General features: G+C 44.9%; 13 protein-coding genes and 1 riboswitch. Of the genes, 7 read left to right on the top strand and 6 right to left on the bottom strand.

Annotated elements, in window-relative coordinates; all coding sequences use genetic code 11:
- Positions 1-19: 19 nt before the first annotated feature.
- Genes AB5706_RS13935 through AB5706_RS13945 form a run of 3 tightly spaced genes read left to right on the top strand, consistent with a single transcriptional unit; the run spans position 20 to position 3,757 of the window.
- Positions 20-1,426: an MATE family efflux transporter gene (locus AB5706_RS13935; RefSeq protein ID WP_173772776.1), complete on the top strand. Its 1,407-nt coding sequence runs from the start codon at positions 20-22 to the stop codon at positions 1,424-1,426.
- A gap of 6 nt (positions 1,427-1,432) precedes the next feature.
- Positions 1,433-2,746, top strand: coding sequence for a sensor histidine kinase (locus tag AB5706_RS13940; RefSeq protein ID WP_173736161.1), 1,314 nt, complete (start codon positions 1,433-1,435; stop codon positions 2,744-2,746).
- A 3-nt stretch (positions 2,747-2,749) separates the two neighbouring features.
- On the top strand, positions 2,750-3,757 hold the full coding sequence (locus AB5706_RS13945) for a GTP-binding protein (protein ID WP_173774033.1): 1,008 nt from the start codon (positions 2,750-2,752) through the stop codon (positions 3,755-3,757).
- A gap of 74 nt (positions 3,758-3,831) precedes the next feature.
- On the opposite strand, the gene AB5706_RS13950 is transcribed toward AB5706_RS13945, so the two are convergent.
- Entirely contained in the window at positions 3,832-5,208 is a 1,377-nt protein-coding gene (locus AB5706_RS13950; protein WP_173774034.1) for an amidohydrolase family protein, read from the bottom strand.
- 146 nt (positions 5,209-5,354) lie between these two features.
- Positions 5,355-5,451, bottom strand: a riboswitch (purine riboswitch).
- Between the two features lie 58 nt (positions 5,452-5,509).
- Entirely contained in the window at positions 5,510-5,653 is a 144-nt protein-coding gene (locus AB5706_RS13955; protein WP_368366141.1) for a DUF6783 domain-containing protein, read from the bottom strand.
- Positions 5,654-5,678: 25 nt separating this feature from the next.
- Here AB5706_RS13955 and AB5706_RS13960 point away from each other — a divergent pair, with 25 nt between their 5' ends.
- The 3 genes from AB5706_RS13960 to AB5706_RS13970 all read left to right on the top strand — a co-directional run bounded on the left by AB5706_RS13960 (position 5,679) and on the right by AB5706_RS13970 (position 8,607).
- On the top strand, positions 5,679-6,389 hold the full coding sequence (locus AB5706_RS13960) for an acyl-[acyl-carrier-protein] thioesterase (protein WP_173774035.1): 711 nt from the start codon (positions 5,679-5,681) through the stop codon (positions 6,387-6,389).
- 122 nt (positions 6,390-6,511) lie between these two features.
- Positions 6,512-7,480: a Gfo/Idh/MocA family protein gene (locus AB5706_RS13965; protein ID WP_173774036.1), complete on the top strand. Its 969-nt coding sequence runs from the start codon at positions 6,512-6,514 to the stop codon at positions 7,478-7,480.
- Positions 7,481-7,908: 428 nt separating this feature from the next.
- Complete coding sequence (locus AB5706_RS13970) at positions 7,909-8,607, top strand: L-ribulose-5-phosphate 4-epimerase (RefSeq protein ID WP_118583558.1); 699 nt, start codon at positions 7,909-7,911, stop codon at positions 8,605-8,607.
- A gap of 133 nt (positions 8,608-8,740) precedes the next feature.
- On the opposite strand, the gene AB5706_RS13975 is transcribed toward AB5706_RS13970, so the two are convergent.
- The 4 genes from AB5706_RS13975 to AB5706_RS13990 all read right to left on the bottom strand — a co-directional run bounded on the left by AB5706_RS13975 (position 8,741) and on the right by AB5706_RS13990 (position 14,311).
- Positions 8,741-10,912: a glycoside hydrolase family 3 C-terminal domain-containing protein gene (locus AB5706_RS13975; protein ID WP_226837860.1), complete on the bottom strand. Its 2,172-nt coding sequence runs from the start codon at positions 10,910-10,912 to the stop codon at positions 8,741-8,743.
- 134 nt (positions 10,913-11,046) lie between these two features.
- The gene (locus AB5706_RS13980; protein ID WP_173769643.1) at positions 11,047-11,901 is read right to left on the bottom strand and encodes a carbohydrate ABC transporter permease; all 855 of its coding nucleotides are present in this window, start codon (positions 11,899-11,901) and stop codon (positions 11,047-11,049) included.
- 12 nt (positions 11,902-11,913) lie between these two features.
- Positions 11,914-12,801 (bottom strand): carbohydrate ABC transporter permease, encoded by an 888-nt coding sequence (locus tag AB5706_RS13985; protein ID WP_118583552.1) that lies wholly within the window; start codon positions 12,799-12,801, stop codon positions 11,914-11,916.
- Between the two features lie 217 nt (positions 12,802-13,018).
- On the bottom strand, positions 13,019-14,311 hold the full coding sequence (locus AB5706_RS13990; protein ID WP_195698878.1) for an ABC transporter substrate-binding protein: 1,293 nt from the start codon (positions 14,309-14,311) through the stop codon (positions 13,019-13,021).
- 420 nt (positions 14,312-14,731) lie between these two features.
- Between AB5706_RS13990 and AB5706_RS13995 the strand changes: the two genes are divergently transcribed.
- The gene (locus AB5706_RS13995; RefSeq protein WP_148463309.1) at positions 14,732-15,616 is read left to right on the top strand and encodes an AraC family transcriptional regulator; all 885 of its coding nucleotides are present in this window, start codon (positions 14,732-14,734) and stop codon (positions 15,614-15,616) included.
- The last annotated feature ends 99 nt before the right edge of the window (positions 15,617-15,715 follow it).

Here is a 15,715-nt window from a genome sequence, read left to right on the forward strand (position 1 = left end):
AAGAAAGCTGTGAAACAAAATGAAACGAATTGATTTTGAAAATGGTACGGTAACCAGAAACATTTTCAGCGCTGCAATCCCCATGCTGGTGGCACAGATACTCAGTCTTTTATATAATATTGTAGACAGAATCTATATCGCCAGAATCCCTGAAGTGGGAACTACAGCGCTTGGCGCAGTCGGTTTATGTTTCCCGTTAATCGTGATTATCACTGCCTTTGCAAATCTGTTTGGCAGTGGCGGCGCTCCTGTTTTTTCTATAAACAGAGGTATGAAAGACAACCAGAAAGCGCAGGAAGTGATGAACACTTCCTTTACTATGGTGTGCGGAAGCGGGATCATTCTGATGATAGCTGGTATGCTTTTTGCAAGACCTCTGCTGGTACTTTTTGGAGCATCTGAGGATGCTTTGGTTTATGCATATCCCTACATGATGATCTACCTGATCGGAACGATTCCATCCATGATCGCCACAGGAATGAACCCGTTTATCAATGCACAGGGATACGCGACAACTGGCATGCTTTCTGTAGCAATTGGTGCAGTCGCCAATCTGATCCTGGATCCATTATTCATTTTTGTGCTTGGTTTCGGAATCAAAGGAGCTGCCATTGCGACTGTTCTTTCCCAGTTCCTATCAGCTGCTTATGTACTACTTTTTCTTGAAAAAAGAGCGGAAATGAAAGCTCGGCTTTTGAAAAAAACAGAGCTGAAAAGCTGCAAAGAGAATGCAAAAAACATTGTCAGTCTTGGTACTGCAGGCTTCATTATGCAGCTGACAAACAGCCTGGTAACCATCTGCTGCAACAATGTTCTGGGGGTCACCGGAGGGGATGTTTACATATCCGTTATGACTATCGTATCCAGTGTCCGTCAGATGGTAGAGACGCCGATTTATGCTATAAATGAAGGAACATCACCTATTCTGAGCTATAATTATGGGGCAAAAAGACCGAAGCTTGTCCGCAAGGCAATGGTCACTCTGGCAGTAATGGTTCTGGTTTATACAGCAGTAATGTGGAGCGTGATTATCTTTGTCCCGGATTATCTGATTGCCATTTTCAGCTCCGATAAGCTCTTGATAAAGGATGCAGTTCCGGCATTGAAAACCTACTTTGCAGCCTTTATTTTTATGGATCTGCAATACATTGGACAGACTGTTTTCAAGTCTTTAAATAAGAAAAAACAGGCCATTTTCTTCTCGCTTTTGAGAAAAGTTTTTATTGTAGTTCCGTTGACATACCTGCTTCCCTACGTGTTTAAAATGGGAACTCACGGAGTATTCCTGGCAGAGCCGGTATCTAATGTAATTGGCGGAAGCCTTTGTTTTGTTACAATGCTGCTGACTATATTGCCGGAGTTAAAGAGGATGGAGAAGAAAAACGGAGAGGCGGACCGTCCCATGGAGTACTTTAAAACGAGGTAAAAATATATGGAAAATACAATTATAATCGCGATTGTAAGTCTTCTCTGTATCCTGGCTCATGTCCCCACTCTGATCCTGCGAATTGTTCCGTTTCACGAAAAAATCTCAGATAAAGACAGGATCAGACTGACTGTAATCTATGCAATTGGTCTGGCTGTGGACTTCGGAATCTGCATGTGGGTGGGAAATTACCGGAAAATTGACGTGCCGTTTTATAAGATAAATCTTATTGCTTTCTGTATTGTAATGGCTGCTGTAAATATCTGGCTTGTCCCTGGATACACCAAGGTGCATTTGTTTGTATTTGGAATTGTGGCAGATATTGTCATGATTGCACTGTCAATCGGAGCTTATGTCAGTTCACTTTTGGGAATGCAGGGAAATGCGATTGGAATTGCAGAAACCAGCGCAATTGCAATTGTAGTGTATGCGCTTCTATATCCGCTGCTTAGCAGCCTGCTCCGTTATACCGTAACACCATTCCTTGAAATTGAATGCCAAAATTATTGGGAGACCTTATGGTTCATTCCTATTGCCATGTTTTTTTCCAGTATTTTTTCAGAAGGAGTGGATGTCTACACTACCACTTTTCCACAAATGTTGAGTAAATGTCTGATCGGCGTCGCCACATTGCTGATTTGCTTTGCGGTGTCTTATGATCAGCAGCATTTTCTAAATGAAAAAGAACTGAACCGGCAGATCGATCAGCAGAAAGGTTACTATCATGCGCTCACGGAGCAGGTTCTGGCAGAACGTGAAGCACGCCATAATTTCCGTCATCAGGTAGCTGCTATTAAAGGTTTTCTTGATAAAAATGATATGGAGGGCTTGCGGGGATATTGTGATGATCTGGAACTGGAAGAGATGGGAAAAGTAACAATTCCATATACAGGAAACGCCGCGGCAGACGGCGTCCTTTATCATTACGGCTGTATTGCCAGGGCGAAAAATATCGAGTTTTCCGTATGCTGCTATCTGAAAGATATTGCTATTCCGGACACTGATTTTTGTACGATTCTGGGCAATGCCCTGGATAATGCGGTGACTGCCGCCGGTCAGTATGACGGAAAACGCTTTATTGAAGTTGCTACGGAGAAGAAACACGACATGCTTCTGATTACGGTAGACAATTCTTTTGACGGAATATTATTCCAGGAAAATGGGAAAATTTACTCAAAAAAACGGCAAAACAAACAGGAAGGAATCGGCATTCTTTCCATGAAAAAACTTTGCGAAAAACATGGCGGAGCCAGTCGCTTCGAAGCGGTCGGCAACAGGTTCCAGGCCAGCTTTATATTGAAAAATGAGGTTGAAGATTAAAAAATGGTTAAAGTTGATTTGATTACAGGCTTTCTTGGTTCGGGAAAAACGACTTTCATAAAGAAATATGCTGCATGGCTGATGAGCCAGGGGCAGAATATTGGAATTCTGGAGAATGATTTTGGTGCAGTGAATGTGGACATGATGCTGCTTCATGACCTGGAAGGGGAGAACTGCGAGCTGGAAATGGTTTCAGGTGGATGTGATGCGGACTGCCACAGAAGACGTTTCAAGACCAAGCTGATCGCAATGGGAATGTGCGGATATGACCGGGTTCTCATTGAGCCTTCCGGGATTTTTGATGTGGATGAGTTTTTCGATGCCCTTTATGAAGAGCCGTTGGATAAGTGGTATCAGATTGGAAATGTGATCACCATTCTGGATGCCAGACTGGAGGAGAAGCTGCAGCCACAGGCAGAGTATATTCTGGCTTCAGAGGCAGCTGATGCAGGTTGTATTGTTCTGAGCAAGAGCCAGGAGGCATCTGAGGAAGAGATTAGTGGAACTGTGAAACATCTGAATCGCGCACTGGAAAGTGTGAAATGTAAACGACGTTTTACGGAAAATGAGATACTGAATAAGGATTGGGAAACGTTTACAGATGAGGATTTTCAGCGGATTTTCAACAGCGGGTATGTGATGGAAGATTTTGAGAAACAGTGTTTTGATGAGAAAGAAGGGTTCCAGTCATTGTATTTTATGGAGCTGAAGATTTCCGAGACACAGTTGGAGAAAGCGGCGCATCAGATCCTGGATGATCCGGAATGTGGGGATGTTTTCCGAATTAAGGGCTTTGTGAAATTAGAAGAAAGTGCTGCCGCGGTAACCGAAAACGAAAAAATGAATTCGGACTCCGTTCAGAAAGCATCCACTAACAATATTTGGCTGGAACTAAACGCCACCCGCAAAGAATTTTCCCTGAAGCCTATTTCCGCAGGACAGGAAGTAGTGATCGTGATCGGGGAGAATATGAATGAGGCGCGGATACGGGAGTATCTGGGGACAGAATAATTTACGCGAGCAACGAGCAAAAGGAAAAACCTCTGGTCGAAGATTGATTTCCTGACCAGAGGTTTTTTAGCTTTTTAAATTACTTTCCGTCCCTGTACATATTTCCCAACCAAATTGCGGTCGTCGGACAGATAAACAAGCCTTTCCAGTCTGTCACGGGTGGAGATTTCCTGGGGATGACGGATGTTGCTGTCGTCCAGGATCATGGCGTCAAATTCATAGCCTTTTTCGAAGCTGCCGACTTTTCCGAAGAAGGAGCCACCACCGATCGTAGCCATGTAGAAGGCTTCTTCCAGAGTAACCGGGGCCTGGGTCTGATCCATCAGGCGCCAGCGGAGCTTGGAAACCTGGATGGCATCTGCCATAGCACGGAACATGGAGAGAGAAAAACCTCCGGCAACATCGGTGCCAAGTCCTACATGAAGTCCCATATCAAGATAGCGGCGGACAGGTGCGATTCCGGAAGCAATGTCTGTGTTGGACTCCGGACAGTGGGCGACGTAAACGCCCTGGTCTTTGATCATCTGGATCTCTTCGTCGGTGGAGTGGACGCAGTGTGCCATGATGGTAGGGCAGACGCTGGCACCATCAGATGAAATATGAGCTGCTGTGTTATCAGTGGTATTAAGGCCGGATGCGGAAGCGAAATCAGCCTCGTTAGTATTGAATGCGGGTTTTGTTCCAAACAGCCCGAACATGTCATACGCATCTCCATAAAATCTGCTGGTCGGGCAAAGCTCCTTTACCCATGCAATTTCCCCGAAATTTTCAGACAGATGAGACTGAACCGGAAGGTGATATTCCCTCTGGATTTTTCCAAGCTCGGTCATCAGCTCATCCGTACAGGATGGGGTAAAACGTGGGGTTAGGATTGGGTAGGTGTGGTCGTAACGTCCCTTGATCTCTTCCAGCCACTGGCGTGTATCCTGTGCAGAAGCCTGTGCGCTTTTCTCCTGAAGCTCCGGTGCTCCGTTGCGATCCATATTTACTTTTCCAACCATAGTTGCCAGACCGCTTTCCTCCAGCATGTCCATGAGAAGCTCCGTTGCCGGACGGTGCAAGGTGGCGAAAATGCAGGCTCTGGTGGTGAAGCTGTGCTTTAAGTCATCCACGAAAATGGAGTAAGCCTTTTTCGCATAGGACAGGTCAGCGTACTTGGCTTCCTGCGGGAAAGTGATGGTGTTCAGCCAGTCCAGCAGCTCTAGATCCATGCCGGTTCCGCGGTAAGCGTACTGGGGAGCATGCAGATGAAGGTCGGTGAATCCTGGGATGATCAGTCGATCACCCATGTCTTTTACAGGAATATCTTTATATTCCTCTGGAAGCTGGGAAAAAACACCGGCACAGAGCCCGTTTTCACAGACTGCATAAGAGTTTTCTGCAAAAACAAGTTCTTTCTGATTCTTGCTGTAACAAATTGTACCTTTCAAAGCAAACAAATCTTTTTTCATATCAGACCATCCTTTCTGCCAGAGGCGAGGCAAAGTAAAGTTCCGGGATAGTTTGCGGCTGAGAACGTACTGCCGGAAACATGCAAAATGTGATTTCGGGCTGATTCAGCAATAAAAAAACCACCCGGAAAATGCCATACCTGCATACCTCTTCGCATGCAGCTTATAGACAACTATTAGGGTAGTTGGTAGAAACGTCCAACCAGATTATGGACATATATAAGCGTTTGCTGTTTTTATTTTTATATCTTTATTGTACATGGTAGAGGGTGCAGAATCAAGGGGATTTTCACAAAAAAATCTACATTTTCATATCTTTATTGATGGATTTGTTATATAATGAAGTAAAATTCGCGGACAAGAAATTAGAGCGTGTTTGAAAAAGGCTTTCTGCAAGATGTGCGTCACAATTTGTGGGAGATTGCAGGAATGATTTTTCAAACAGGCTCTAGAATGGAGATTGACATAACATGAGTTACAGTTTTAAAGGCCGTGTCAGATACAGTGAAATAGGCGAGGATGGCTGCCTGACTCTTCCTGGAATTCAGAATTATTATCAGGATTGCTGCACCTTTCAATCTGAGGAAATAGGGCAGGGAATGGAGGCGCTGGAGGAACGCCAGAGAGCCTGGGTATTGTCATCCTGGCAGATTGTGGTGAACCGATATCCGGGATTGGGAGAGACGGTTGTGGCATCAACGGCGCCATATGGCTTCAAAGGCTTTCTTGGAATGCGTAACTTCACTCTGAAAACAGAAGATGGAGAGCTTTTATCCTATGCAAACAGTATCTGGACCAATATTGATACAGAGACCGGTCTGCCGGCCAGACTTACAGACGAAGACACCAGAGGATACGAACTGGATGAAAAGCTGGAGATGGATTATGCGCCCCGTAAGATTGCCCTTCCGGAAGGGATGGAAGCCCAGGAGCCTTTTGCAATACAGAAACATCATCTGGACACCCATCACCATGTTAATAATTGCCAGTATATCCGCATGGGGGCAGACTATCTGCCAGAAGGCTTTGAAATCCGCCAGATGAGGGCAGAATATAAGAAGCAGGCACTGCTTGGAGACGTTTTTTATCCGGCAGTGAAGCTGGAAGCGGGAAAGGTTACGGTTGCGCTTTCCGCGGAAAATGGCGAACCTTATGCGATTGTAGAGTTTATGTCTGCATGAGATAAGACTATATGAATATCATGTGAGCGAAATAACCGTATCGCTTTAGCGACATCTCCATACGGGAAAGTCAGCTGAGAACAGCGAAGCAGGAGATTTTATTAGAAAGGCGGTTTACATAAATGAAAATTGGAATACTTGGAGCTGGAGGAATTGCAGTTCAGATGGCGAAAACGGTAGCTGGAATGAAGGATGTGGAGAATTACGCAGTGGCAGCCAGAAGCTTTGAACGGGCGCAGGCCTTTGCCGAGAAATATGGTTTTTCCAAGGCTTATGGCTCTTATGAGGAAATGCTTGCAGATCCACAGGTGGATCTGGTTTACATTGCAACCCCTCATTCCCATCATTATCTTCATGCAAAGATGTGCCTGGAGGCTGAAAAAAATGTGCTTTGTGAAAAGGCGTTTACTGTAAATGCAGACCAGGCAAGAAAGCTTTTTGCCTTGGCGAAAGAGAAAAACCTGCTGATCACAGAGGCAATCTGGACCAGATATATGCCATCCAGAAAGATGATTGATGATATTATTTCAAGCGGTGTGATCGGTGAAGTGACAGCTGTTACTGCCAATCTGAACTATGCCATCAGTGAGGTGGAACGTATCCGTAAGCCGGAGCTGGCAGGCGGTGCGCTTCTGGATGTTGGTGTTTATACCATTAATTTCGCAAGCATGGTTCTTGGGGATAAGTTGAAGAATGTACAGGCAACTGCTATTTTCCGTGAAGGTGTGGATATGCTGGATACGATTGCTATGGTATTTGAAGGCGACCGTATGGCTACCTTGCAGTGTGGTGCCCGTGAAATTTCTGACAGAATGGGAAGTATTTTTGGAACCAAAGGTTATATTCAGGTGCAGAATATTAATAATCCGGAGAAAATCACAGTGTTTGACAAGGAGCATAAGGAGGTTGCAGCTTATTTGCCGCCGGCACAGATCACAGGCTATGAGTATGAGGTTGAGGCCTGCGCCAGAGCAATCGCACAGGGCGAAAAGGAATGTCTGGAAATGCCTCATGATGAGACTGTGCGTGTGATGGAGATTATGGATGGAATCAGGAAATCCTGGGGCTATGAGATTCCGTTGTATGAGTAGGCAGGGCGGAAGCTCAGCTATTTTGCAGAAAGCCTTTTTCAAACATGCTTTAGTGAACAGTAACAACAATAGGTTACTGTTCACTCCGTTCACAGTAACGCGCTTCGCGATGCACAGAAATCATGCTTTGCATGATTTCGCGCCGCAACTCTCGGGTTTTCTGTGAACTTTGTTCACAAAAAACACCTCGCGGAACGTTACCAGTGAACAGTAACAACAATAGCAACAGATACAAAAAAATATAAGATACAAGTAGAAATACATCCGCACAAGTGCTATATTATGTTTAATATGATGTCTGCGGTAAAGAATGCAGGAGCTCTGATAGACAAGGGGAATGGAAAGATAGCGGAAGCTTTTTGTGAGATGTAACCAGACATCTGAAGAATAAAATGCGTATTTGCGTGTGTAAAAAGGAGGATACAGCTATGCTTGAAAAATTAAAAGAAGAAGTTTACAAAGCAAATATGGACCTGCCGAAATACGGCCTGGTTACTTTTACTTGGGGAAATGTAAGTGGAATTGATCGTGAAAAAGGTCTTTTCGTAATCAAGCCAAGTGGTGTGGAATATGAGAAACTGACACCGGAAGATATGGTAGTTGTAGACCTGGAAGGTAATAAAGTAGAAGGTAAATATAACCCATCATCTGATACACCCACTCATGTAGTTCTGTACAATGCTTTCCCGAAGATCGGTGGAATCGTACATACTCATTCCTCCTGGGCTACCAGCTGGGCACAGGCCGGCCGCGCAATTCCATGCTATGGAACCACTCATGCTGATTATATTTACGGTGAGGTTCCATGCGTCCGTAATCTGGATAAGAGTGAGATTGCGGAAGCTTATGAGAAGAATACTGGTATTCTCATTGCCGACTATTTCAAGAAGAGAGATTATGAGGCTGTTCCGGCTGTTCTTTGCAAGAATCATGGTCCTTTCACATGGGGCAAGGATGCGCACGAGGCAGTGCATAATGCAGTAGTTCTGGAAGAAGTTGCCAAGATGGCTTCCCGCTGCGAGCTGATCAATCCGAATGTGAAACCTGCTCCGCAGGAGCTTCAGGATAAGCATTACTATAGAAAACATGGTGCAAATGCTTATTATGGACAGGAAAATATTGAGTGAAAACTGAGATGAATTGCGTGACCGCTGTTTGTACCTTGAGATAGGTATGAATGGCGGTTACTTAATATTCGATGCTTTTAAAGGAGGAAAAATATAAGACGAACAACTAAGATAGTAGTTCGCCTTATAAAGATTATTTACTATATTCAATTTCCACTGGTTTCGCACCTGCAAGTTCCATACTTCTCTTGTCCGGCTGTGTACAGCCAACGTAAATATGGAAGTGGCTGCCGTCCTCTGTTCTTGCTCCAGTTTCATCTACTACGGTGAAGGCCTTTGGAGCAATGGAAAGTGTGACGGTTTTTGTTTCGCCTGCTTTCAGGAAAACAGGAGTGAAAGCAGCAAGCTCCGGGTTTGGAACGGCCAGAGAAGAATCTGCATTCTTTATGTAAACCTGAACCACATCCCGGGTATCAATTGCGCCCTGGTTGGTGACAGTGGCCTGGATTGTAACTGGTGCTGCTGTGGTATTAGTGCCGCTTTCGAAACCTGCCTTGCCGGAAACACTTGTACCATTTGTGTCGGCTGCGCTGTTTTCACTGACAACTGCATCTGTCACTACTACCTTCCCATAAGTCAATCCATATCCAAATGGGAACTGCGCCTTATTTTCCATATAGCGGTAGGTGCGTCCCTTCATGGCGTAGTCGGTGAAATCCGGAAGTTCTTCCAGGGTATTGTAGAAGGTCACTGGCAGTTTGCCGGATGGGGAGACATCTCCGAACAGTATTCTTGCGGCGGCTTTTCCACCTTCGGCACCTGGGTACCACAGAACCATCACTGCATCGAAATGTTCTTCTGCATAAGAAAGATCAATGTCACTTCCGGCCATTAAGCACAGAACAACCGGTTTGCCTGACTGTGCCATGGCTTCCATCAGATCCAGCTGAACCTGTGGAAGCTGCAAGGTCTCTTTGTCACCGGAAGCGTAGCTGTTTCCGGTATCTCCTTCTTCACCCTCCAGCGTTTCATCAAGTCCTACACAGAGGATTACCACATCACTGTTTGCGGCAACAATCTTGGCCTCGGCCAGTCGGTCCTGGGTAAGTGCCAGATGCTCAGTACGGTCGCGGAAAAGATCACAGCCCACGGAAGCAAGCACCCGGACATCGCTTCCGCCAGCACCAAGATAATCCTGAATGCCTTCCTGAATGGTACAATAACGGGATGCGGTACCGTGATAGTTTCCTACCAGTGCCGCGCGGCTGTCTGCATTTGGTCCCACGATTCCAATGGTTTTGATCTTCTCTTTCTGTAATGGCAGGATTCCGTTGTTTTTCAGAAGCACGAAGCTTTCTTCGGCGGCTTTTCTGGAAAGTGCCAGATGCTCCGGGGATTCTACCTCTGAATATGGAATCTTGTCATATTCTGTTTCTTCAAATAATCCCAGCATATATCTGGTTGTGAAAAGACGGATCGCAGATTCTGTGATAGTTTCTTCTGAAATCAGCCCTTTTTCATAAGCTTTCAAAATATGAAGATAAGTGTTTCCACAGTTCAGATCGCAGCCGTTGTTTAAGGCAAGAGCAGCCGATTCAGCGGGTGTGCTGGTTACCATGTGGTGCTCATGGAAGTCTTTGATCGCCCAGCAGTCGGAAACGAAATATCCCTGGAAGCTCCAGTCACCGCGCAGCTTTTTCTGAAGAGTAGGACTTCCGCAGCAAGGTTCGCCGTTAGTGCGGTTGTAAGCACCCATGAAGCCTTCCACGTCTGCTTCTTTTGCCAAGGCTTCAAAAGCCGGCAGGTAGGTTTCTTCCATATCCTTCGGGGTAGCAATGGCGTCAAATTCATGGCGGATCGCTTCCGGTCCTGAGTGGACTGCAAAGTGTTTCGCGCAGGCAGCGGCTTTTATAACTTCTCCATCACCCTGGAGTCCTTTTACAAAGGAAACACCCAGCTCTTTGGTAAGATAAGGATCTTCACCATAGGTTTCATGTCCTCGTCCCCATCTGGGATCGCGAAAAATATTTACGTTTGGGGACCAGAAAGTAAGCCCTTTGTAAATATCACGGTCCTCTTCCTGGGAATAAGCATTGTATTTGGCGCGGCCTTCAGTGGCAGTCACATCTGCGATTTCCTCTAGAAGCTCTGTGTCAAAAGTAGCTCCAAGGCCGATTGCTTGTGGGAAAACAGTTGCCTGGCCGGCGCGTGCGACTCCGTGGAGAGCTTCGTTCCACCAGTTGTAAGCCGGGATGCCCAGTCGCTTGATCGCCGGAGCGTCATAACGCAGCTGGCTTGCTTTTTCCTCCAAAGTCATCTGATTGACCAGTTCGGTCGCTTTTTTTCTAGCCTCTTCTCTGTTCATAATGTTTCTCCTGTTGTTGTCATAAATTCATGGTGACTATAAAACACAATGTTAAATCGGGGTATATAAACTCTGTGACCTGCACAAATACAGGTCACAAAGTTTAGTAAATGAAAAGGTTTCAATGTTATGTATCATCCCTTGACTGCACCTGTGGTAAGACCTTCTACGATCTGGTTACTGAACAGTGAGTAAACAACAACGGTAGGTGCGATTGCGATAATGATCGCAGCAAACATCTGCACATAGTTGGTTGCGTAAGGACCAACGAAATAGGTCAGTGTAACCGGCAGTGTCTTTTTCATAGGATCAGAGATAAATACCATGGCAAGAAGCAGCTCGTTCCAGTTGTTGATGAAGGTCATCAGACCGGATACGAAGAAACCGGTTCTGCAAAGTGGCAGTGCGATCCGGAAAAAGCATCCGTAGATTCCGCAGCCGTCAATGGCAGCAGCCTCGAACATTTCTCCTGGCATGGAACGGAAAAATCCGGTAAGCAGGAAAATGGTCATTGGCAGGGAGAAGGTAATATAAGGAATCATCAATCCGCCCTGGGAATTGGTAAGACCAAGTTTCGCAAATCTTACAAAAAGAGGAATCAGAACACAATGTACTGGAACCATCATTCCGATGAGGAAGAAGGTGTGCATGAATTCCGATAATTTCCAGCGCATTCTGGCGATGGCAAAAGCTGCCATAGCGCCGAAGAAAAGACTGACAATCAGGGTAGCGCCGCAGACGATGACAGAGTTTATAAGGGCGGTGCCAAGTTTTCCCATCTGCCATGCCTGCGCATAGTTTTCAAAATGAAATACCTCTGGCAGGGAAAATGGTGCGGACATAACACCAGCGTTATCTTTCAGAGATACGGACAGCATCCACAGAAGCGGAGCCAGATAAATAACTGCCAGGATCACCAGCAGGATATAAATCACTACGATTACCGGTTTTACCGGCTTTTTCGGAGCTTTTACTTTTACGTTGCTCATTTTCCCACCTCCTTATGACTCGTAAGTTTCAACTTTGATGACTTTCTTTACCAGAAGGGTTACAAGCAGGCAGAGCACCAGGAGAACTACGGAAATGGCGCTGGCGTAGCCGTATTTGAAATAGTTGAAACCTTCTGCATAAAGTTCAGTTGCAAGGACTTCTGTTCTGTGGTTCGGACCACCCTGAGTCATGTTGTAAACCAGGTCGAAGAACTTCAGAGAACCGATACAGTTCAGGGAAAGTGATGTGATCATCATTGGTTTGATCAGCGGAAGGGTAATGTAGCGGAATGCTTTTACCTTTGACGCACCGTCTATATAGGAAGCTTCATAAATGTCACGGGAAATTCCGGTGATCTGTGCCATATAAAGCATCATGTTCTGACCAAGGTACTGCCACAGGGCAACAAATGCGATAACCCACATGGGAAGTACAATAAATCCGGTAGAGTCCATCAGCCACAGAGGTCCTTCAATGCCGAATTTGGCAAGAAGATTGTTGATACCGATTCTCGGATTGAAAAGGAAAGACCAGAGAAGTCCAAGTGCTGCGGAGGAAAGTACGCATGGAAGATAATAAATGTTCTTGAAAATGTTACGGCCTTTCGGGATGTTGGTGAGCATAACAGCAAGTAAAAGACCGAAGATCTGCTGTGTGACTGCTGAAAAGATCATGAAAAAGATGGAGTTTTTCAGGGCAATACGGAATGTGGCGTCACCGAAAAACAGTTTCTTATAGTTTTTTAATCCCACAAATTCAGGGGGTGTAAGTGCTGCGTAATCGCAGAGTGAGTAGTAAACCATTTGTATCGTCGGGATGATCAGGACCAGAAGGAACATGATCAGCGCCGGGGCGATAAATACGAAAATGGCTTTTTTGTCGCGCAGAATTTTATCCATAATATCTCCTTCCGTCAAATGTGTGCGGTTTTACTACTAAAGAAAACCGAATGATAGCAAAGAATAAGCCGTTGTCTGCATGAGTATTGTATTGATTTTGGTGGGCTCGCTGACTGGCGATAAACTTTTTAGTAAAAAGACTGCCGCGGAACATGCCTTAGTCCGTTCCGCGGCAGCCATGTGCCTGGGTTTATAACTTATTTTTATAAGGGAGGATTTATTCCCAAACGTTCTCCTCATAGAATGTCTGTACGGTCTGGAATGCTTCTTCAGGTGTCTGGTTTCCAAGGAAGATGTCAACCATTGCGTTATCAAAGCAGTCACCAGCTTCTACAGATGCAAGGGACTCATTGTAGAATCCGAATGTACCAGTTGCTTTGGCCATGATATCCTGAACATATTTCAGCTGTGCAGGAGCTTTGTCATAGTCGATCTCAAGGTCTTTGACGATTGGGAATTTGCCGCCGACTTCTGCTGTGTATTTCTGAGCTGTCTCGTCTGTGAACATTTTCATAAGAGCGATAGCTGCGTCCTGATGCTCTGTTGTGGAGCTCATAAGAAGGTTATCAGTCTTAACAATCATACGGTTCGGGTCATTTGCACCGTCGATTCCAGGGAACTGGAATACACCACATTTGGACTCGAAATCCGGGTTGTTACCATTGATCTGTGCGATTGCCCAGGAACCCTGAACCAGCATAGCTGCTTCGCCGTTATAGAAAGCTGCTGTAGCCTGGTCGTTGGAATCTCCGGCTGCTGTAGCCTGGAAATACTGGGAAAGGTCTTTTAACTTGGTGCCTGCTTCGATACAGTTCTCGTCTGTCCAGTTAGCGGTATGGTCTGCGATAGCTGCAAGGTCAACGCCTTGACGGTCACACAGATAACCGGCGATCATGGATAAGCACCATGCGGTACCAGCGGAGCAGGAGATTGGTGTGTAGCCGGCATCCTGAAGCTTCTGGCATGCAGCAATCAGTTCGTCGTATGTGGTAGGAACTTCTACGCCAGCATCTGCAAACATCTCGGTGTTGTAGTAAACGCAGGCTGCTGCGAAGTTGGTAGGAACTGCCATGATCTTTCCGTCATAGGTCATTCTTTCGAAGATACCATCTGTAAAGGATGCGTACCAGTCTGCTTCCTGATTCTCAAGGATATCGGTAAGATCAGCTGCTGCGCCTGCATTTACATATACGTCCATGTTTGGACCAGGGTTACAGATGTAAACGTCCGGTGTCTGTCCGGCTGCGATCAGTGCGTTCAGCTTGCCATCATACTCTTCCAGGTTGGTGGTGATCGGAGTTACGTGATATTTGCCATCGTACTCTTCGTTGAAACGATCAATGACTTCTTTGTAACCTTTGGAAATAAGATCTTCCGTAGCTTCCAGGTCATCCCAGAACATCCATGTGATTTCTTCAACATCATCAGCATAAACCGGTACAGATGTAACCAGTGTTCCAGCTGCCATTGCTGCAGCTACTAATATTGAAAGTGCTCGTTTCTTGTTCATATTGAACCTCCTTTTAAAAATTTAGATCTCGTATTTGGTAATTCTTACTATAGCAGAGATTGCCTGGGTTTTCTTTCTAATTCTTGTTTGTTTACTATCAATTATTGCTATCTAAAATTGTACAAAAACAAGTACATGTCAAAGTATATAATTTGAAACATAGAAAATTATGCAATATAGACAAAGATAAACGATACTTATTTAGATTTAAAATATAAATTTGGCTATATATTGATAAAAAAAGCAATATTTGATACAATACAAACATATTGAAAAACGCAATATTTGAGAACTGAATGACAATATTTGATACTGACCGTCGGAAAATGATATATGTTGGGAAAATTCAAACATGCTCTGGTAAAAGGGTGAAACTCAGGAGCATTATAATAAGAATATACAGGGAAGGAGCATGGGGAAATGATACATAAGCTTAGTGGAATACATGAAACAGTAGATTTCCGGGAGGATGAGCAGGTTTGTCTCTATTATAATGATGAATACGAGAATTACCCACCGCACTGGCATACCTCCTTCGAGGTACTTATGCCAATCGTAAATGGCTATAAGGCACTGTGCGGTGGAAAGGAATACAATCTGCGTGAGGGGGATGTGCTGATTATCGGTCCGTGTATGCTTCATGAGCTTTTTGCTCCGGAAAGCGGAGAGCGGATTATTTTTCAGCCGTGTCTGAACAATATTTCTACCAAGGAGCTGAACTTGCTTACTATGATTATAACCCCGGCTACTTTGATTACACCGGAGGGGTATCCGCAGATTTATGAAAAAGTAAAAACGCTTATGCTGGAAATCAAAGAGGAATATTTCGGTGAGTCTCCCTATCTGGAAACTATGATTATTTCGAAATTCCTTGAGATTCTTACATGCGTTGGAAGACAGCGTGTAAATGCACATACTGTAGCGGGACAGCAGAAAGAAAACGGAGCAAACAGCAGGCAGAAGGAATATGTGGAGAAGTTTATCCTGGTTACAGATTATATTAACAATCATTTTGCGGAAGATTTGAGCCTGGAGGGAGTGGCTTCCCAGGCAGGATTCAGTAAGTATCATTTTTCCAGGTTGTTTAAGCAGTATACAGATTCTACGTTTTATAAGTATTTGAATCAGAAGAGAATTGAATTTGCAAAAACGTTGCTGCAGGATCCGGGAGTGAGTGTGACGGAGGTGGCATTTAAGTCAGGCTTTTCCAGTCTGTCGGCGTTTCTTAGGATGTTTAAGCTGATGAATAATTGTACGCCTACGGAGTTCAGGGAGATGTATGACAGGACGAAGATGGGGAACTAGAGCGTGTTTGAAATAGCAGGTGTCAATTTTATTTAGGTATTGATTTCTTATAGGAAGAAAATTATTATGGCATTAGAGCCTGTTTGAAAAAGCATTATT

It is taken from the genome of Ruminococcus sp. RTP21484sp1_RTP21277st1_D2_RTP21277_210401 (assembly GCF_040924225.1).
Lineage (GTDB): Bacteria > Bacillota > Clostridia > Lachnospirales > Lachnospiraceae > Blautia_A > Blautia_A faecis.

Excerpts from the sequence above, each read along its gene's own strand:
- AB5706_RS13935 (WP_173772776.1), top strand. The coding sequence starts at position 20 with ATGAAACGAATTGATTTTGAAAATGGTACGGTAACCAGAAACATTTTC.
- AB5706_RS13940 (WP_173736161.1), top strand. The coding sequence starts at position 1,433 with ATGGAAAATACAATTATAATCGCGATTGTAAGTCTTCTCTGTATCCTG.
- AB5706_RS13945 (WP_173774033.1), top strand. The coding sequence starts at position 2,750 with ATGGTTAAAGTTGATTTGATTACAGGCTTTCTTGGTTCGGGAAAAACG.
- AB5706_RS13950 (WP_173774034.1), bottom strand. The coding sequence starts at position 5,208 with ATGAAAAAAGATTTGTTTGCTTTGAAAGGTACAATTTGTTACAGCAAG.
- AB5706_RS13960 (WP_173774035.1), top strand. The coding sequence starts at position 5,679 with ATGAGTTACAGTTTTAAAGGCCGTGTCAGATACAGTGAAATAGGCGAG.
- AB5706_RS13965 (WP_173774036.1), top strand. The coding sequence starts at position 6,512 with ATGAAAATTGGAATACTTGGAGCTGGAGGAATTGCAGTTCAGATGGCG.
- AB5706_RS13970 (WP_118583558.1), top strand. The coding sequence starts at position 7,909 with ATGCTTGAAAAATTAAAAGAAGAAGTTTACAAAGCAAATATGGACCTG.
- AB5706_RS13975 (WP_226837860.1), bottom strand. The coding sequence starts at position 10,912 with ATGAACAGAGAAGAGGCTAGAAAAAAAGCGACCGAACTGGTCAATCAG.
- AB5706_RS13980 (WP_173769643.1), bottom strand. The coding sequence starts at position 11,901 with ATGAGCAACGTAAAAGTAAAAGCTCCGAAAAAGCCGGTAAAACCGGTA.
- AB5706_RS13985 (WP_118583552.1), bottom strand. The coding sequence starts at position 12,801 with ATGGATAAAATTCTGCGCGACAAAAAAGCCATTTTCGTATTTATCGCC.
- AB5706_RS13990 (WP_195698878.1), bottom strand. The coding sequence starts at position 14,311 with ATGAACAAGAAACGAGCACTTTCAATATTAGTAGCTGCAGCAATGGCA.
- AB5706_RS13995 (WP_148463309.1), top strand. The coding sequence starts at position 14,732 with ATGATACATAAGCTTAGTGGAATACATGAAACAGTAGATTTCCGGGAG.